Below are 18,128 nucleotides of genomic sequence, written 5' to 3'. Positions count from 1 at the left end.
GTTGAGTCCAGCCGCACCCCCCGCCCCCCGCCCCGGCGAGCCGGACGAGCCGGGCGACTGGGTCGCCCCCGTCGCCTCCGGCCCCCTCGACGCCACCGTTGCCCTGCCGGGCAGCAAGTCCCTGACGAACCGCTACCTCGTCCTCGCTGCGCTCGCCTCCGACCGCTCCCGCCTGCGGGCACCGCTGCGCTCGCGCGACACGCTCCTCATGGCGAAGGCCCTCCGCGGTCTGGGGGTGCGCATCGACGACGTCCCTCCGGAGGGCGAACCCGTGCCCGGTGCCGTCGACGACTGGGTCGTGACGCCACCGGAGGTGCTCGGCGGCGACACCCGCATCGACTGCGGTCTCGCGGGCACCGTCATGCGCTTCCTCCCCGCGGTCGCGGCGCTCGCCGACGGGCCTGTCGTGCTCGACGGCGACCCGCAGGCCCGGGTGCGGCCCATGGGCCCGGTCATCGACGCCCTGCGCACTCTCGGAGCCGACCTCGACGACGACGGGGCGGGCCACCTCCCCGTGACGGTGCGCGGTCGCGGGCGGGTGCGCGGCGGCTCCGTGACGATGGACGCCTCGGCGTCCTCGCAGTTCATCTCCGCGCTGCTCCTCGCCGGGGCGCGCTACGACGAGGGCGTCACGGTGCACCACGACGGCAAGCCCGTGCCGAGCGAGCCGCACATCCTCATGACCGTCGAGACGCTCCGCGACGCCGGCGCGATCGTCGACGACAGCGAGCCGAACACGTGGCGCGTCGAGCCGTCCGAGATCAACGCCCTCGACGTCTCGGTGGAGCCGGATCTCTCCAACGCCGGCCCCTTCGTCGCCGCGGCGCTCGTGGCCGGTGGCACCGTGCGCGTGCCGGGGTGGCCACAGCACACGACCCAGGCCGGCGACCTGCTCCGCGAGATCCTCGACTCCATGGGTGCCGACGTGCGGCTCGACCGGACGGGCCTCACGGTGACCGGCAGCGGTGAGCTCGTCGGCATCGACATCGACCTGCACGACGCGGCCGAGCTGACGCCCACGGTGGCGGCCCTCGCGGCCCTCGCGTCGACGCCCTCGTGGATCCGCGGCGTCGCCCACATCCGCGGACACGAGACCGACCGCCTCGCAGCACTGACCACCGAGCTCAGTGGGCTGGGTGGCTCCGTCCTCGAGACCGAGGACGGGCTACGGATCAGGCCGGCACGCTTGCACGGCGGTCGGTTCCGCACGTACCACGACCACCGCATGGCCACCGCTGGTGCGGTGCTCGGCCTGCGGGTGCCCGGTGTCGTCGTCGAGGACGTCGCGACCACCGCCAAGACCCTGCCCGACTTCGTGGGGCTGTGGCAGGACATGCTCGAGGGCTCATCAGCGGTGGTGCTGCCGCGATGAGCTGGCGGGACCTCGACGAGGGCGACATCCGGGTCCGCCCGAGCCGCAAGGGATCGAGGCCCCGCACCAAGGAACGCCCGGCCCACGCCGACGCGGTCGTCGCGATGGTCATCGGGGTCGACCGAGGCCGCTACACGTGTCTCATCCCGAAGGGTGCTCTCGGCAAGAAGGAGCCCGAGCGCGTCGTCACGGCGATGAAGGCCCGCGAGATCGGCCGCACCCGGGTCGTCGTCGGTGACGACGTGGCCCTCGTCGGCGACCTCGCAGGCGGGCCCGACGCCCTCGCTCGCATCGTGCGCATCGAGGAGCGCCGCTCGGTGCTGCGCCGCACGGCCGACGACACCGACCCGTTCGAACGCATCATCGTGGCCAACGCCGACCAGCTCGTCATCGTCACCGCCCTGGCCGACCCGGAGCCGCGACCGCGGATGGTCGACCGCTGCCTCGTGGCGGCGTACGACGCAGACCTCGTGCCGCTCCTCGCCCTGACCAAGGCCGACCTCGTCGACCCGGCGCCCTTCCTGTCGAGCTACACGCCGCTCGAGGTCGAGCACGTCGTCACCTCGAGGCGTGACGGCGAGATCAGCGGGGTCGAGGAGCTCCGCGAGCGTCTCGCCGGCCGGGTCTCGGTGCTCGTCGGGCACTCCGGGGTGGGCAAGAGCACGCTCGTCAACGCCCTCGTGCCCGGGGCGGCCCGGGCCACCGGCGTCGTCAACGACACGACCGGCCGCGGACGGCACACGTCGACCAACGCCGTCGCGCTGCGCCTACCCGGGGACGTCGACGGCTGGGTCATCGACACCCCGGGCATCCGGTCGTTCGGCCTGGCCCACATCGACGTCGACCACATCATCGACCACTTCCCCGACCTCGCCGCCGGCACCGACAACTGCCCGCGCGGCTGTACCCACGACGAGGAGGAGTGCGCCCTCGACGCGTGGGTGGAGGAGGGCCATGCCGGGCCTTCCGGCAAGAGCCGCCTCGAGTCGCTGCGCCGCCTGCTCAGCAGCCGGTCGAGCACGGACGACCACTACTGAGATCTGGCGCCGCCCGCGGCGATAGGTTGACCCGGTGACCTTCTACGACGACGACCTGCGTCTGGCCCACGTGCTCGCGGATGCCGTCGAGCGCGTGACGACCGCCCGCTTCCGGGCTGACGACCTCGTCGTCGAGAGCAAGCCGGACCTCACCCCCGTCACCGACGCGGACCGGGCGGCCGAGGAGCTGATCCGCCTGCAGCTCAAGCGAACCCGCCCGCGCGATGTCGTGCAGGGTGAGGAGTTCGACACGACCGGCCACGGCTCCCGGCGCTGGATCGTCGACCCCATCGACGGCACGAAGAACTTCGTGCGTGGCGTGCCGGTGTGGGCCACGCTCATCGGGCTCGTCGTCGACGAGGTGCCCGTGCTCGGCCTCGTGGCCGCTCCCGCCCTGCAGCGCCGTTGGTGGGCCGCGCAGGGGTCTGGGGCGTGGTCGGGGCGGTCCCTGTCGTCGGCGAAGCGCATCTCGGTGTCACAGGTCAGCACCCTCGCCGACGCGTCGATGTCCTACTCCTCCCTCGGTGGGTGGCGCGAGCGAGGTCGTGGCGCCCAGGTCCTCGAGCTCATGGACGACTGCTGGCGCAGCCGCGCCTACGGCGACTTCTGGTCCTACATGCTCGTCGCCGAGGGGGCGGTCGACATCGCCGCGGAGCCCGAGCTGGCCGTGCACGACATGGCGGCGCTCGTGACCATCGTGCAGGAGGCGGGCGGGCGGTTCACCGGCCTCGACGGTCGTGACGGGTGCTGGAGCGGCAACGCGCTCGCGACGAACGGGCTGCTCCACGACGAGGTGCTCTCGCGGATCGGGCTGCCGTGAGCACGACCACGAGCGTGACGGTCAGGGTCGCGGGGCCCGACGACGTGCCGGAGCTCGCCGAGGTGGCGGCTGCGACGTTCGGCCTCGCCTGCCCGCCGGGCATGAGCCGCGAACGGGTCGACGCGTTCATCGCCGACGTGCTCTCCCCCGCCCGCTTCGACGACTACCTCGCCGACGCGGACCGTCGCGTCCTGCTCGCCGAGCGCGACGGCATACCGCTGGGCTATGCGATGCTCGTGCGCGGCGAGCCCCACGACGCCGACGTGCGTGCCGCGCTGACGCTGCGGCCCACGGTCGAGCTGAGCAAGATCTACGTCCTGCCCGAGGCGCACGGCACCGGCGCGGCCGCAGCGCTGATGGCGGCCTCGCTCGAGTGGGCGGCGTCGGTCGGTGCCGCCGGGGCGTGGCTCGGCGTCAACCAGCAGAACGAGCGAGCCCAGCGCTTCTATGCCAAGAGCGGCTTCGGCCGGGTGGGCACGAAGCGCTTCCTCGTCGGTGGCGCCTACGAGGACGACTACGTCCTCGAGCGCCCCCTCTGACCCACAGCCCCAAGCCCTGCTGGTCCCAACCCGCCGCCCCACCCCCAACCCCTGGATCAAGGTGATGCCGGCACCCACGTGAGGCGCAAGATCACCTCCACCCAGCGGCATACCCCCGCGGTTCGAGGTGATGCCGGCACCCACGTGGGGCGCGAGATCACCTCCACCCGGCGGCATACCCCCGCGGTTCGAGGTGATGCCGGCACACGTGAGGCGCGAGATCACCTCCACCCAGCGGCATACCCCCGCGGATCGAGGTGATGCCGGCACCCACGTGCGGCGCAAGATCACCTCGAACCCGGGGGTGTCGAGGTGAGCGGCGGTCAGGAGTGGTCGTCGCGCACGACCGTGACCTCGCCGAGGTCCAGCGCCGAGATGGTGTCGAGGTGAGCGTCGGCATCACCGACCATCGCGATGGTCCACCCGGCGCCCGCTCGCGGGCCGACACCGATGCCGGCCCGCTCGGCAAACCTGGCGTATGCCGCGTCGACGCGGGGTGCGTCGACGGTGCGCAGGTCGCGCAGGTTGCTCGTCACGAACTCCGTCGTGCGCCCGTCGAGCGCCATGCTGACGGCCTCGTCGGCAATGGCGTCGGCCGTTGCGTAGCGGCCCGGCGCCGTCTTGCTGATGAAGTCGACGCCCGAGCGGATCTCCTTCTCGGAGAAGCCATCCGACCCGCTGCCGAGGATCTCGACGAGCAGGCGCAGCGACTCGGTGGTCGAGTCCGAGCGCACCGATCCGGACGTGAGGAAGAGGCCACCAGCCCTGCGGGGGCGGAAGCTCGAGCGGATGCCGTAGGTGTAGCCCTTGTCCTCGCGCAGCACGGCGTCGACCCGTGCGGTGGGCGACCCACCGAGCACGAAGCCGAGCACCGGATATGGAGCCCAGCCACCCTCGACCGAGCGGTCCGGTCCCGGCGCACCGACCACGAGCTCGGTCTGCACGGAGCCGGCGCGGTGGACGAGCACGATGCGGGAGCGGTCGGTGGCGAGCGTCGCAGGGCGGTCGAGGTGTCGGTCGCGCTCACGGTCGCCGCTCCCCCAGCCGCCGAGGGAAGCGTCGACGAGGGCCGGCACGTCGAGGCCCTCGAGGTCGCCGGCCACGACCATCGTCACGCCTGCGGCCACGACGTGCTCGGCGTGGAACCGCACGACGTCGTCGCGCGTGATCTGCGCGACGGTGCCGCGCGACCCGCCCGTCGGCCGGGACGACCGGTCGTCGGGCGCGTAGAACGTGCGGACGAACTCCAGACCCGCCCGGGCGGCCGGAACCGCACGTTCCTGGTCGATCTCGGCGAGCCGGGTGCGCACCTGGCGTGCGACCTCGGTCTGCGGGAAGGCGGGCTCCGTGAGGATCTGTCGGAGCAGGTCGAGAGCCGGCTCGAGGTTGCCCTTGACGACGTCGAGGTCGAGCGAGAGGCCTGAGTCGCCCATCCCCGCACCGAAGCTGACGCCCTTGCGCTCGAGCAGCCGGGCGAACTCCTCGGCCGACCAGCGCTCCGTGCCCTCGTCGAGCGAGCGCGCCATGATCGTCGCGACGCCCTCACGGTCGTCAGGCTCGTCGCGCAGCGAGATCGGCAGTCCGAGGCGCAGCGAGAGGACGTACTGCCCCGGCACGTCGTAGGTGAGCAGCCGGAGGCCGTTGGGTAGGTCGTGCGTCGCCGCCAGGGGGAAGTCCCATGGGGCAGGGGGGGCGACGACGGGGCGGGCGAGCTCGGTCATGCCGCCTCCCCCTCCTCGCCGCGACCACTGGAGTCGGAGAGGTAGCGCACGACCGCTCGCGACCCGGGATCGAGCCACACTGCCGCGGCGGCCCGCGCGTCGTCGGCGCTCACCTGTCGCAACCGGTCGACGAAGGTGTTGACGTAGTCCGGGTCGCCCGTCAGCAGCGCGTGATGGCTGATGTGGTCGGCCCGCTCCTCGATGCTCGCCAGGGCGCTCAGCCACGAGCGCTCGGTGTCGGCGATGACGGACTCGAGCTCGGCCTCGTCGGGCCCCTCGGCGATGAAGCGCGTGATCTCCTCGCAGAGCGCCTGCTCCACCTCGTCGGCGTCGGCGCCCGCCGAGACGTCGACGGTGAAGGCTCCGAGACCCACGCCGTCGACGAGGCCCATGGTCCAGCCCCCGACGGCGACGGCGGTCTCGTCGGTGCGCACGAGACGGCGCATGAGGCGGCTGCTCGCCAGCCCACCGAGCACGTCGACGGCGACCTGGCAGGCGAGGTAGTCCGGCGTGGTGTCGACGGGCAGCCGGAAGGCCACATAGAGGCGGTCATTGGGCACGTCGCCGACGCGGTCGACCCGCACTGGGCCGTCGATCGGAGGGAGCTGGGCGTGCCGCGGCCGGCTCTCGAGGGGGATGGCCGCCAGTGGGCCGAAGTACTTCTCGGCCGCGGCGAAGCCCTCGTCGGGCGTGATGTCGCCGACGAGCGTGAGCACGGTGTTGTTGGGGGCGTAGTGAGCACGGAAGAAGGCGTGGACGTCGTCGAGCGTCGCCGCGTCGAGGTCCTCCATCGAGCCGATCGTCGGGTGGTGGTAGGGGTGGTCCTCCGGGAAGGCCGTCGCGTAGATGTCGATGAGGGCCGTGCCGTAGGGCACGTTGTCGTAGCGCTGGCGCTTCTCCTCCTTGACGACGTCACGCTGGTTGTCGAGGTTCTCCTGCGTCACGGCGTCGAGCAGGTGCCCGTGCCGGTCGGCCTCGAGCCAGAGGGCGAGCTCGAGGGCGCCTGTCGGGACGGTCTCGAAGTAGTTCGTGCGGTCGAACCACGTCGTCGCGTTCAGGCGCGCCCCCTCGTCCATGAGCGCCGAGAAGTGCTCGCCCGACTTGACGTTGCGGCTGCCCTGGAACATCAGGTGCTCGAAGAGGTGGGCGAAGCCGGTACGGCCGGGGCTCTCGTGTCGGGAGCCGACACCGACCCAGAGGTTGACCGCGACGTTGGGTGCCGCGTGGTCCTCCGAGACGATGACGCGCAGCCCGTTGGCGAGCGTCCGCTCGACGAGGGGATAGGAGATCGCAGTCACGGACCGACCCTATGCGACGGCTCCCGGTCTCGTCCGGCCACCGCGCTGAGCGTGACGAGTAACGCTACGTTATGGTCTGCTCGGTTAGCATCACAGCAGGTATGCTTTGGGCCATGACCGCGACGGACCCCTCCTCCTCCGACGACCTCCTCACGCTCATCCGCACCAGTGTCATCGGTGACGACCAGGTCATGCAGGGCCCCTACGGCCCGCGCCGCGTGACATATGCCGACTACACCGCCTCCGGGCGGGCGCTCGGCTTCATCGAGGACTTCATCCGCGACGAGGTGCTCCCCCGCTACGCCAACACGCACACCGAGAGCTCCGGCACCGGCCTGCAGACCACCCGGCTGCGCGAGGATGCCCGGCGCGAGATCCGCGAGGCCGTGGGCGGCGACGACGAGACCGTCGTCATCTTCGCCGGGTCGGGATGCACCGGGGCGATCGACAAGCTCGTCGGCATCCTCGGCCTCAGGGTCCCGTCCAGCTTCGAGGACCGTTGGCACGCAAGCAGTCTCGTCCCCGCTGACCAGCGCCCCGTCATCTTCATCGGCCCGTACGAGCACCACTCCAACGAAGTGATGTGGCGTGAGTGCGTGGCCGACGTCGTCGTCATCCCGCAGGACCTCGACGGCCACATCGACCGTGACGTGTTGCGAGCACGCCTGCAGGAGTACACCGCTCGGCCCCTCGTCATCGGATCCTTCTCTGCTGCAAGCAACGTCACCGGCATCGTGACCGACACCGATGCCATCTCGTCGCTGCTGCACGAGCACGGCGCCCTCGCCTTCTGGGACTTCGCCGCCGCCGCTCCCTACGTCGACATCGAGATGTACGGCACGGGTGGTCGCGGCGTCGCCGACCCGACCGCCTACAAGGACGCCGTCTTCCTCAGCCCCCACAAGTTCATCGGGGGCCCGAGCACGCCCGGTGTGCTCGTCGCCCGACGCGAGCTGTTCGACAACCGCGTGCCCGACGTGCCCGGCGGCGGCACGGTGGCCTTCGTCAACCCCACGGCGCACGACTACCTCACCGATCCCGCCCACCGCGAGGAGGGCGGCACGCCCGCCATCATCGAGGCGATCCGTGCGGGGCTCGTGTTCAAGCTCAAGCAGGCCGTCGGGACACCGACGATCCGCGCCCGTGAGGCGGTCTTCCTCCGCCGCGCCGTCGAGGCGTGGCAGCAGGAGCCGGCCATCGAGATCCTCGGCAACCTGTCGGCCGAACGGCTCTCGATCGTGTCCTTCACCGTGCGCTCCGCGGGCGGGCGCCACCTCCACCACAACTTCGTCGTCGCCGTGCTCAACGACCTCTTCGGCATCCAGGCCCGGGGCGGATGCTCGTGCGCCGGCCCCTACGGCCACACCCTTCTCGGAATCGACCTCGAGCGATCGCAGGAGTTCGAGCGCGAGATCGGCCGTGGCTGCGAAGGCATCAAGCCCGGCTGGGTGCGGGTCAACTTCAACTACTTCATCTCCGACACAGTGGCCGACTACGTCATCGAGGCGGTGCGCCTCGTCGCGCGCGAAGGCTGGCGCCTCCTCGGCGACTACGACTTCGATGCCCGCAGCGGCCTCTGGCGCCACCACGACGGGCCGGTCGAGCCTCCGCTGCGGCTGCGTCAGGTCGGCTTCGAGGACGGGCGTCTCACCTACCCGAAGCAGAACGACCGCGCAGGTGAGGAGGTGCTCGCCGAGCACCTGTCCGAGGGCCGACGGATCCTCGCGGCAGCCACCCCGCCGGCCTGCCCCGAGGGACACGTCAACGCCGATTTCGACCACCTGAGGTGGTTCGACCTGCCCGCAACGAGCCTCGTGACGGCGCAGGGCACGAGCCCCGCAGTCTGACCCGGGCGTCAGGCCCGAGCGTCCCGGCGCGCCGCTGCGGCCGCCACCTTCCGCTCCCGCTCACGGCGCAGGCGCGCCTTGGGGTCGTTGTGCTCCTCGAGTTCCGCGGGGCCGAGCAGCGTGAGGGCCGCGAGCCGCAAGCGGTAGCCGAACCGGTAGGCCAGGGAAAGGCCCTCGCCGCGAGAGGATCGGGTCATGTCGAACACCTCGGATATCGTTAGTGCACAGATGATTAGTGCACATACTATATGGTCGAGCTGAACGAGGAGACCACCGCGATGAGCCAGCCGAGCCAGGCCGCACCCACCGGACCGTCCGGAGCCGCCGGGTCGGTCAGCGACCCCGAGGGCCGCGTCGGGCACACCCCGGACGACCTGCTGCGCCTCGACCAGCAGGTCTGCTTCGCCCTCGCCGTGGCCGCACGCAACGTCATCGGCCTCTACCGGCCCGTCCTCGAGCCGCTCGGCCTCACCCACCCGCAGTACCTCGTGATGCTCGCCCTCTGGGAGCGGGCTCCTCTCGCCCTCAAAGAGATCGGCGAGCTGCTGAGCCTCGAGCCCGCGACGGTGTCACCGCTCGTCAAGCGTCTCGAGGCGGCCGGTCTCGTCGTGCGCGAGCGACACCCGCACGACGACCGCGCTCTGCTGGTCAGCCTTACCCCGCGCGGAGCCGCCCTGCGCGCCGAGGCCCTCCTCGTGCCACCTCAGATCATCGAGCGCCTGGGCATGGCGGTCGGGGAGCTCCAGGAGCTGCACGCGTCCCTCACCCGCGTCATCGCGGCGTCGCGGGCCGCCGCGGAGCGCGCTTGAGCGGGGACTGAGGCGGCGCGCGTGCCGCCTCGACGCCCGTCACCTGCTGAGCGCTGACGGCGACCCTCAGGGGGCGGCGCGCCGGCCCCTGATCGAGGCGACGGCACCCACGGCGATCATGCCGACGAGCAGCTGCAGCCCGTGCCTGATCCAGTCGATGCCGGCCGTCTTCTCGACGCCGAAGAGTCCGGCCAGCCAGTCCCCCACGAGCATGCCGACGATGCCGGCGAGGATCGTCAGCCAGAAGGGGATGGCCTGCTTGCCGGGGAGGAACATGCGGGCGAGGACACCGATGATCGCGCCACCGATGACCATCCACAGGATGTTGCCGATACTCCAGTCCATGGGTGCTCCCGGGTCTCGTTGGACGAGGACCGTTCTCGCCCATGGCCCATCCTGCCCACCACCACCCCGGCGCCGGTGCGGAATCGGAGAAGCCGAGTTCTCGGGGATGGTCCCTAGAATGGCTCGGCAACGACCCAGCTCCTCTCCGCGGGAGGGCGCCATGCCCGGTGCGAACGCCGACCAGTTGGCGACCTTCTGCGCCATGTGCGTGTCGCGGTGCGGCGCGACGGCCACCGTCCGGGACGGCCGGCTCATCGCCCTCGGGCCTGACCCGGATCACCCGACCGGCCGGGCCGTGTGCGTCAAGGGCAAGGCCGCGCCACAGGTGCTCGAGCACCCGGACCGCCTGCTCCACCCCCTGCGCCGCACGACCCCCAAGGGCTCCGCGAGCACGGAGTGGGTGCAGATCAGCTGGGACGAGGCGCTGGACACCATCGCCGAGCACCTGCGCACCATCGCGGACGAGAGCGGTCCCGAGGCGGTGGTGTTCGGCTCGGCGTCGCCGTCGACCTCCGCGATCAGCGACTCCGCGGACTGGATCACGCGGCTGCGCCGTGCCTTCGGCAGCCCGAACTTCACCAACTCGATGGAGCTGTGCGGCTGGGGCCGCTTCCTCGCGTCGACCTACACCTTCGGCGCGCCGGTGCCGGGCGCGTTCATGCCCGACCTCGACAACGCCGGCTGCATCCTCTTCTGGGGCTACAACCCGTCGGTGTCGCGGCTCGTGCACGCCACCGCGACGGTCGACGCGGTGAACCGGGGCGCCCGCCTCGTCGTGGTCGACCCCCGCCGCACCGGGCTGGCCGGCAGGGCCGACCACTGGCTCCAGGTCAGACCGGGCACCGATGCCGCCCTCGCACTCGGGCTGATCCACGTGATGATCGAGAACGGTTGGTACGACGAGGACTTCGTGCGCCGCTGGACCAACGCACCGCTCCTCGTGCGGCTCGACACCGGACGCCTGCTTCGCGCGGACGAGCTGCCCGGCGCCTCCGCGCGCACGGGCTACGTGGCGTGGGACGAGCCGGACGCGCGGCCCGTCGCCGTCGACCCGGCCACACCGGCATACGCCAGCTCGGTGTCACGATGTGCCGTCTCCGGCACTGCCGAGGTCGCCACCACGAACGGCCCGGTGACCTGCAGCCCGGTTCTCGAGCTCCTGCGACGGCACTGCGAGAACCTCACGCCGGAGGCGGCCGAGTCCGTGACTGGGGTCTCGGCCCAGGTGCTCGTCGACACCGCACGCACCCTGTGGGAGTCGCGCCCGGTCGCCTACTACAGCTGGAGCGGCCTAGAGCAGCACAGCAACACGACCCAGATGATCCGTGCCGTCAACGTCCTCTACGCGCTCACCGGGTGCCTCGACGCCGTCGGGGGCAACGTGCTCTTCACCCCGGTGCCGACGAACCCGGTCGACGGCGCCGGCCTGCTGAGCGACGCGCAGCGAGCCCGCACCATCGGCGTGCAGGGACGCCCCCTGGGGCCGGCCCGCTTCGAGTTCGTCACCGGCGAGGACCTCTGCACCGCGGCGCTCGACCACGAGCCCTACCGCGCCCGCGCCCTCGTCAACTTCGGCGCCAACCTCGTCATGGCGCACGGAGACAGCGCTCGGGTGCGAGATGCCTTGTCGTCGTTGGACTTCTTCGTCCACGCGGACCTCTTCATGAGCCCCACTGCGGCGCTCGCCGACATCGTCCTGCCCGTCGCGAGCCCGTTCGAGACGGAGGCGCTGCGCGTCGGGTTCGAGGTCAGCCAGCAGGCGCAGTCCCACGTTCAGCTCCGTCGTCCCGCCGCTCCCCCGCGTGGCGAGGCGCGCTCCGACCTCCAGATCGTGTTCGCCCTCGCCCAGCGCCTCGGCCTCGGTGAGCACTTCTGGGACGGTGACATCGACGCCGCTTGGCGCCACCAGCTCGCCCCTAGCGGAATCACTCTCGAGGCGCTGCGGGAGCAACCGCGCGGCATCGCCCTCGACCTGCCCACGCGCCACCGCAAGTACGAGGAACGGGGCTTCCGCACACCGACCGGGCTCGTCGAGATCTGGTCCATGGAGCTGGTCGAGCACGGCGAGCCCGCACTGCCCAGCTTCACCGAACCGGCCCTCGGCCCCCGCTCGCGGCCCGACCTCGTCAGGGACTACCCCCTGGTTCTGACCTGTGCAAAGTCCCTGCGGTTCTGCGAGTCGCAGCACCGCCAGGTCGCCGAGCTGCGGCGCGCCGCGCCCGACCCGCAGGTCGAGCTGCACCCCGACGCGGCGCAGGCTCGCGGCATCACCACGAGCGACTGGGTGCGCATCAGCACGCCCCACGGCGCCGTGCGCGCCCGCGCGAAGCTCAACTCGAGCATCGCGCCGGGCGTCGTGTGCGCCCAGCACGGCTGGTCACAGGGGTGCGACGAGCTGGGGCTGCCGTCGTCGGATCCCTACGAGCAGGACGGCGTCAACCTCAACCTCGTGCTCCGTCAGACCCCGAGCGACCCGGTCAGCGGCAGCTCGCCGCTGCGTTCGTCGTTGTGCGAGGTCGCACGGCTCTGACGCCCCTGCCGCCCCGACAGCCCCGAGTGGCTGTCGGGCGGTCACCCGCACCATCGTGCACGTCTGCGCCACCTGCACGACCGTGGGCACGAACGACGAAGGGCCCCGGATCTCTCCGGGGCCCTTCGTCGTTGCCTTGCGATTGGTAGCGGGGGCAGGATTTGAACCTGCGACCTCCGGGTTATGAGCCCGGCGAGCTACCGAGCTGCTCCACCCCGCGTCGGCAAGAGCAACGTTACGCGAATCCGACGCAGACACCAAATCGGGGTGACGCAACGCCCGCACACACCTCCGAACGCACGGATCCCGTTGTGGCGGTGCATGATCCATGCACCGCCACAACGGGATCTCCCGGCTCGGGTCAGGGCGCCTTCGTCGTCGCGGTGCCCTGCGGCGAGGCGTCGACCGCGCGCTTGAGGGCATCCTTGAGCTTTGTCTGCGCGGCACCGTAGGCCGAGAAGTCGCCACGCTTCAGCGCGGCCTCGCCCTCGGCATACGCGGCCTCAGCGTCCTTGAGCGCCTGAGCGAGCGCCGCAGCGTTCGGGGTGGCCCCCGGCGCCGGTGTGGCGGTCGAGGTGCCCGTCGGCGTCGGCGAGGTCGTCGGGGTGCCGCCGGAGCCCGTCGAGCCCGTCGACCCCGGTGTCGGCGTCGCGGGCGTGTTGGTTCCCGTGTCACCGGCAGATGCACCCGACGAGCCGCCGAAGAGGTCGTTGAGCGCCCCGTCGAGCGAGCCGGCCCACGCGATCTTGTTGCCGAAGGCCACGGCCACCGCGACGAGGCGCGGGTAGGTGCCCGAGGACGAACGTGCCTGCGAGTAGATCGGCTGGACGTAGAGCAGCCCACCGCCGACCGGCAGGGTCAGCTGGTTGCCGAAGATGACGACGTTGCCGTTGTTGGACGTCGTGCCGATGTACTGCGCCAAGGTCGTGGGCAGCTCGGGATCCTTCGACGACACCGCCGAGCTACGCATGTCGTTGTAGACCTGGCCCGGGCCGTTGACCGTGCCACCTGTCGTCTCGAGCAGCCGGATCGTGCCGTAGCCGGCTGCCTTCTTGCCCGTCTCGCTACCGGCGTCGCCGTTGACGGCGAGGAAGCCGGTCAGCACGTTGCGGTCACCGACAGGCATGAACGTCGAGGTCAGCGAGAACGCCGGCTCGTCCTGGCCGGGCATGGCGAGCGACAGGTAGTAGGGCGGCTGGAGCAGGTCGACGCCCTGCTGCGTCGGGTCGTCCGGCACCCGCCAGAAGTTCTGGCCGCCGTAGAAGGAGGCCGCGTCGGTGTCGTGGTACTTCTGGAGCAGCTGGCGCTGCACCTTGAAGAGGTCCTCCGGGTAGCGCAGGTGCTTCATGAGCGAGCCCGGGATGTCGGCGAGCGGCTTGACGCTGTCGGGGAAGATCGACATCCAGGCCTTGAGCACGGGGTCGGACTCGTCCCACTGGTAGAGCGTCACGGTGCCGTCGTAGGCGTCGACCGTGGCCTTGACCGAGTTGCGCACGTAGTTGACCTTGCCGGCCTGCACGGCCCGCACCGACTGGCGCACGCTCGTGACCGAGTCTTCAGTCGCCTGGTCGAGCGTCGTGGTCTCGGAGTAGGGGTAGTTGGCCGAGGTCGTGTAGCCGTCGAGGATCCACAGCACGCGGCCGTCGACGACCGCCGGGTAGGCGTTGCCGTCGAGCGTCAGCCAGGGAGCGACCCGCTGGACGCGGTCGCGGGGCGTGCGGTGGTCGAGGATGCGCGAGTCGTTGGTGACGGCGTCGGAGAGCAGGAAGTTGATCTCGCGGTACTTGATCGCGTAGGCCATCCGCTTGACCGCGTCGAGCTCGACGCCACCGGTGCCCTGGTAGGTGTAGGTGATCTGCCCGGTGCCCTCGGGGTCCGGGTAGTCGAACTCCTTCTTGTCGCCGCCGACGATGGAGTACTCCGGCGACTGCTCGCCGAAGTAGATGCGCGGCTCGTACTTGCCGAGCTTGCCCTCGGTGCCGATCTGCGACTCGAAGAAGCTCGGGCGGCCGTCGTCCTCACGGGTGTTGCCCTTGGCCGCGACGACGCCGTAGCCGTGGGTGTAGACGGTGTGGTCGTTGAGCCAGTTGCGCTGCCCGTCCGGCACGCCGCCGAGGTCGAGCTCGCGGGCGGCGATGACGGTGTCGGTGGGCACGCCGTCGATCGTGTAGCGGTCGACGTCGAGCACGTCGGCGAACTGGTAGTAGCCCTTGCTCGCCTCGAGCTGCTTGAAGGTGGGGCTCACGACGTTGGGGTCGATGAGCCGGATGCCGGGCACCGTCGCCGCGTCGCCGCGCAGCTGACCGGGCGCCGCGACGGTGTTGGTGTCGTAGGAGTCGACCTTGATCTGGTTGAAGCCGTAGGCCGCCCGGGTCGCGTCGATGTTGCGCTGGATGTAGGGGACCTCGAGCGACTTCTCCGACGGGCCGACCTTGAGCGACTGCACGAGGGCCGGGTAGATGCCGCCGACGGCCACGACGATGACGGCGAGCACCGCGACACCGACGAGCGGCAGCCGCCACGAGCGGGTCCAGATCGTCGCGATGAACATGCCGGCGCACATGACGGCCGCGATCGCGAGGATGCCCTTCGTCGGGATGACGGCGTGCGCCTCGGTGTACTGGATACCGGTCATGCGCGTCGACTGTGCCGTCGCGAGGTTGTAGCGGTCGATCCAGAACGCCACGGCGCGCACGAGCACGAGCACGGCTGCGATGACCGACAGGTGCACCCTGGCCGCCTGGGTCGAGCGCATCTTCTGACCCGCGACGATGCCGCCGTAGAGGTAGTGCGTGAAGGCCGCGGTGATGAAGCCGATGACGAGGATCATCGTGAGGAAGGCGACGACGAAGTTGATCCACGGCAGGTCGAAAACGAAGAAGCCGATGTCGAGGCCGAACTCCGGGTCGGTCTGGCCGAAGGGCTGGCTGTTGCGCCAGAGCAGGAAGGTGTCCCACTGGGTCGCTGCGGACAGTCCGGCGAAGAGCCCGATTGCGAGCGGAGCGGCGATCGTCGCGGTGCGACGCATCGGCTCGACGAGCTCGCGGTAGTGCTCCATCGCCTGGGTGTCGGGCGACGGCGCGTAGATCGGCCGGTTGCGGTAGGCGATGTGGATGCTCGACCAGACGACGGCGGCCGTCAGCAGGCCGCCGATGACGCCGAGCAGGACCTTGGTGATGATCTGCGTGCTGAAGACGCCGGAGAAGCTGACCGACTGGTACCAGAGCACCTCGGTCCAGAACTGCGCCGCGATGCCGAGCAGGACGACGAGGACACCGGCGACGACGAGCGCCGTGACGAGCGGCTTGCGCGCGGGCGGCAGCATGGCGGTGTCGCCCCGTCGCGGAGGACCGTTGCCGTCGTCGTCGTTGAAGTTGCTCGGTGGGGGGCCGAAGTTGCTGTCGCTCACGTGGAGTGCCTTGTGGTCGCCGGGCTGAGGGGGCGGCCGGGCCGCCTGGCGCCAACCATAACCCGGCTCCTTATGTGTCCGAGCGGGCCGATGCCGCACCGTGACCAACGACTGACCGACGACTGACCAACGACTGCCCACGCACGAGCGGGAGTATGCCGTGGGGCCCGGCCGGGCGGCATACGGCAGCATGGGTGCCGTGAACGTCCAGCCGGTCGCCGACCCCCTCGCCATCGCCGCCCTCGACGCCGAGCGCCACGTCGCCGCCGGCGGCTGGGACCAGCCACCGCGGCTCTTCGCGCTCGTGCGCACCGCCGACCTGCTGGCCCGCGAGCCGCACCTGCGCGAGCAGATGGGCACCTCCGACCTGGCCGAGGGGGCCCTCAGCGCCATCGAGCAGGAGGGCCTGCCTGCGACGAGCTCGCTCGAGACGCTCCTCGGGCGCCTCGCGTGGCCGCCGGAGGTCGACGGGTGCGCCTTCGCGATCGAGCGCATGGTCGTGCCCCCGGACGCCGAGCGCGACCTGCCGGAGCGCCCGGAGGCGGCGGTCGACCACCTCGCCGCCCACCCCGATCGTCAGGACGTGCGCCTCCTCGTCGCCGTGCTGCGCGACGGCACCTCGATCTGCCTCCTGCGCCAGCGCGCGCACGACTCGGACGACGCCGTGGCCACCGGCCGCGACATCGCGCCAGGGCTCGTGGCGGCCCTGCAGGCGACCTTCGAGGACTGACCCGGCAACCCCGGCGGCTCCCCCGTCAGCAGCGGGGCAGCGACCCGGTGCGGCCCTTGGCGATCGCCTCGACGGCGGTGCGCCCCTCGTCGAAGGTGCTGACCTTGAAGACCTCGAGGCCGTCCGGGATGTTGCCGACCACCTCGTTGCAGTTGTCGGCGGGGGCGAGGAAGAACTCCGCCCCACCGGCGCGCGCCCCGGCGAGCTTCTGCTTGATGCCCCCGATCGGGCCGACGTTGCCGCCGTCGTCGATGGTGCCCGTGCCCGCCACCTGGTGGTTGCCGGTGAGAGCGCCGGGCGTCAGCTTGTCGTAGATGCCGAGCGCGAACATCAGGCCCGCCGAGGGTCCCCCGACCGAGCCGGCGTCGATCGTCACCTTCGCCGGGAAGTCGTGGGTCAGGCCGAGGATGACCCCGAGCGCGGTGCGGCCGCCCTGGCCCTTGATCGTCGGGACCTCGACGGTGACGTCCTTGCCGTCGCGCTCGACCGTGACGGCGACCTTCTCGCCCGGCTTGACCTGCTGGAGGGCCGCGCGCACGCTCTCGGCCGTCGTGATGTCGGTCCCCCCGACCTTGACGAAGCGGTCCTTGGCCTGGAGCAGCCCCTTCGCCTTGGAGGTCGGGGCCAGGCCCGCGACCGAGACGTGGGTGGGCACGTCCTTGCCGAGACCCCGCAGCGCGACGGCCGTCGCCTCCTCCTGCGAGCCCTCCATCTGGACGGCGTTCTCCTCGGCGACCTGCTCCTGCGACACCTGCGGGTCGAAGATCTCGTCGACGGGGAAGACGTCGCGCGAGGGGTCGACCCAGGCCTGCAGGACGTCCCACACGTCGACCGGGTAGCCCGGCCCGCCCTCGACGCGCACCGTCGTGAACTTCAGGGCGCCGTCGGTGGGATACGTCGGCAGGCCGGAGACGGTGATGATCGGCTTCGTCGTGCCGGGACTGTCGCCCAGGGTGTTGACGGTGGGGCCCGGACTCATCACGGCATACGGCAGCTTGACGAGGGAGCCCGCCACCATGAGCACGAGGAAGGCGAAGAAGAGGCCCAGCGTGATCTTGTTGCCGCGGGTGAGCCGGCCGCGACCGGTCGAACCGTCGGCGGAGTCGTCCCACGCGGCATACGCCTGCTCGTCGGTGCCCGCGGCGGGCACCCGCTTGATCGTCTTCACGGCAGGCCCACCCACTCGTCGCCGCCGTCGGCGAACTGCTGGTGCTTCCAGATCGGCACGGTCGCCTTGAACTCGTCGATGAGCGCCCGGCACACCTCGAAGGCCTCGGCTCGGTGGGCGGCACTCACCCCGCAGACGACGGCGAGGTCGCCGACCTCGAGGTGGCCGACACGGTGCACGACCGCGATGCGCACGACGCGGCCCTCCGCCGCGAGCCGGTCGGCCAGCGCGCGGGCGACGTCGCCCGCCTGCGGGTGCGCGGAGTAGTCGAGGTGGCTGACGCCGCGGTTGCCGTCGTCCGGCCCGTCGCCGTGTCCGTCGTGGTCGCGCACCGTGCCGACGAAGAGGCACGTGCCGCCGGCCTGCGGGTGGGTGACGCTCGCGAGCACCTCGTCGACCGACAGGGGTGTCTCGCGGATCTCGGCCAGGGCGACGGTCACGACGAGCATCGTATGCCGCGGACCCAGCAACCGCTGTGCGGTGACGTCACGCTCCGGTCACGC

At 71.3% G+C, this 18,128-nt stretch carries 15 protein-coding genes and 1 tRNA gene; 8 read left to right on the top strand and 8 right to left on the bottom strand.

Translation table 11 applies throughout. The features are described 5' to 3' along the window. Window position 1 precedes the first annotated feature (1 nt). From aroA to FHX52_RS17820, 4 genes are read left to right on the top strand one after another with little or no spacing between them, the layout of a single operon-like run. Window positions 2-1,372 (top strand): 3-phosphoshikimate 1-carboxyvinyltransferase, encoded by a 1,371-nt coding sequence (aroA, locus tag FHX52_RS17835; protein ID WP_141823605.1) that lies wholly within the window; start codon window positions 2-4, stop codon window positions 1,370-1,372. Next, window positions 1,369-2,409, top strand: coding sequence for a ribosome small subunit-dependent GTPase A (gene rsgA, locus FHX52_RS17830; RefSeq protein ID WP_141823604.1), 1,041 nt, complete (start codon window positions 1,369-1,371; stop codon window positions 2,407-2,409). Before aroA ends, rsgA begins: the two co-directional genes overlap by 4 nt. A gap of 34 nt (window positions 2,410-2,443) precedes the next feature. Continuing rightward, window positions 2,444-3,229, top strand: a complete 786-nt coding sequence (hisN, locus tag FHX52_RS17825; protein ID WP_141823603.1) for a histidinol-phosphatase — start codon at window positions 2,444-2,446, stop codon at window positions 3,227-3,229. Beyond that, on the top strand, window positions 3,226-3,768 hold the full coding sequence (locus tag FHX52_RS17820; protein WP_246070109.1) for a GNAT family N-acetyltransferase: 543 nt from the start codon (window positions 3,226-3,228) through the stop codon (window positions 3,766-3,768). Before hisN ends, FHX52_RS17820 begins: the two co-directional genes overlap by 4 nt. A gap of 323 nt (window positions 3,769-4,091) precedes the next feature. Here FHX52_RS17820 and FHX52_RS17815 read toward each other — a convergent pair whose 3' ends face one another. Both FHX52_RS17815 and FHX52_RS17810 read right to left on the bottom strand, forming a co-directional pair. Then, window positions 4,092-5,489, bottom strand: coding sequence for a M16 family metallopeptidase (locus FHX52_RS17815; RefSeq protein WP_141823602.1), 1,398 nt, complete (start codon window positions 5,487-5,489; stop codon window positions 4,092-4,094). After that, entirely contained in the window at window positions 5,486-6,787 is a 1,302-nt protein-coding gene (locus FHX52_RS17810) for a M16 family metallopeptidase (protein ID WP_141823601.1), read from the bottom strand. The genes FHX52_RS17815 and FHX52_RS17810 overlap by 4 nt, the downstream gene beginning before the upstream one ends. A gap of 113 nt (window positions 6,788-6,900) precedes the next feature. On the opposite strand from FHX52_RS17810, the gene FHX52_RS17805 reads away from it, so the two are divergent. Continuing rightward, complete coding sequence (locus FHX52_RS17805; RefSeq protein WP_141823600.1) at window positions 6,901-8,634, top strand: aminotransferase class V-fold PLP-dependent enzyme; 1,734 nt, start codon at window positions 6,901-6,903, stop codon at window positions 8,632-8,634. Between the two features lie 8 nt (window positions 8,635-8,642). Here the strand turns inward: FHX52_RS17805 and FHX52_RS17800 are convergent, their stop codons facing one another. Continuing rightward, window positions 8,643-8,831 carry a hypothetical protein gene (locus FHX52_RS17800; protein WP_141823599.1) on the bottom strand — a complete coding sequence of 63 codons (189 nt, stop codon included), beginning with the start codon at window positions 8,829-8,831 and terminating at the stop codon, window positions 8,643-8,645. 81 nt (window positions 8,832-8,912) lie between these two features. Between FHX52_RS17800 and FHX52_RS17795 the strand changes: the two genes are divergently transcribed. Next, window positions 8,913-9,443, top strand: coding sequence for a MarR family winged helix-turn-helix transcriptional regulator (locus tag FHX52_RS17795; RefSeq protein ID WP_141823598.1), 531 nt, complete (start codon window positions 8,913-8,915; stop codon window positions 9,441-9,443). A 66-nt stretch (window positions 9,444-9,509) separates the two neighbouring features. Here FHX52_RS17795 and FHX52_RS17790 read toward each other — a convergent pair whose 3' ends face one another. Next, window positions 9,510-9,788, bottom strand: coding sequence for a GlsB/YeaQ/YmgE family stress response membrane protein (locus FHX52_RS17790; protein ID WP_141823597.1), 279 nt, complete (start codon window positions 9,786-9,788; stop codon window positions 9,510-9,512). Window positions 9,789-9,948: 160 nt separating this feature from the next. On the opposite strand from FHX52_RS17790, the gene FHX52_RS17785 reads away from it, so the two are divergent. Continuing rightward, window positions 9,949-12,318, top strand: coding sequence for a molybdopterin-containing oxidoreductase family protein (locus tag FHX52_RS17785; RefSeq protein ID WP_141823596.1), 2,370 nt, complete (start codon window positions 9,949-9,951; stop codon window positions 12,316-12,318). Window positions 12,319-12,461: 143 nt separating this feature from the next. Here FHX52_RS17785 and FHX52_RS17780 read toward each other — a convergent pair. Together FHX52_RS17780 and FHX52_RS17775 are read right to left on the bottom strand one after the other, a co-directional pair. Then, window positions 12,462-12,538 (bottom strand) — tRNA-Met (locus tag FHX52_RS17780). Window positions 12,539-12,679: 141 nt separating this feature from the next. After that, window positions 12,680-15,727, bottom strand: coding sequence for a UPF0182 family membrane protein (locus FHX52_RS17775; RefSeq protein ID WP_141823595.1), 3,048 nt, complete (start codon window positions 15,725-15,727; stop codon window positions 12,680-12,682). Window positions 15,728-15,917: 190 nt separating this feature from the next. Between FHX52_RS17775 and FHX52_RS17770 the strand changes: the two genes are divergently transcribed. Then, complete coding sequence (locus tag FHX52_RS17770; RefSeq protein ID WP_185747369.1) at window positions 15,918-16,457, top strand: PPA1309 family protein; 540 nt, start codon at window positions 15,918-15,920, stop codon at window positions 16,455-16,457. 25 nt (window positions 16,458-16,482) lie between these two features. On the opposite strand, the gene FHX52_RS17765 is transcribed toward FHX52_RS17770, so the two are convergent. Together FHX52_RS17765 and FHX52_RS17760 are read right to left on the bottom strand one after the other, a co-directional pair. Next, window positions 16,483-17,625 carry a YlbL family protein gene (locus FHX52_RS17765; RefSeq protein ID WP_246070107.1) on the bottom strand — a complete coding sequence of 381 codons (1,143 nt, stop codon included), beginning with the start codon at window positions 17,623-17,625 and terminating at the stop codon, window positions 16,483-16,485. Beyond that, a complete protein-coding gene (locus tag FHX52_RS17760) occupies window positions 17,622-18,074 on the bottom strand; it encodes a molybdenum cofactor biosynthesis protein MoaE (RefSeq protein WP_141823593.1) in 453 nt (150 codons plus the stop codon). Before FHX52_RS17760 ends, FHX52_RS17765 begins: the two co-directional genes overlap by 4 nt. Window positions 18,075-18,128: the final 54 nt, after the last annotated feature.

The sequence above is a fragment of the Humibacillus xanthopallidus genome, assembly GCF_006717145.1.
Classification (GTDB): Bacteria; Actinomycetota; Actinomycetes; order Actinomycetales; family Dermatophilaceae; genus Humibacillus; species Humibacillus xanthopallidus.
Note: the sequence above shows the minus strand (reverse complement) of the source record. Positions and strands in the feature narration are given on the sequence as shown.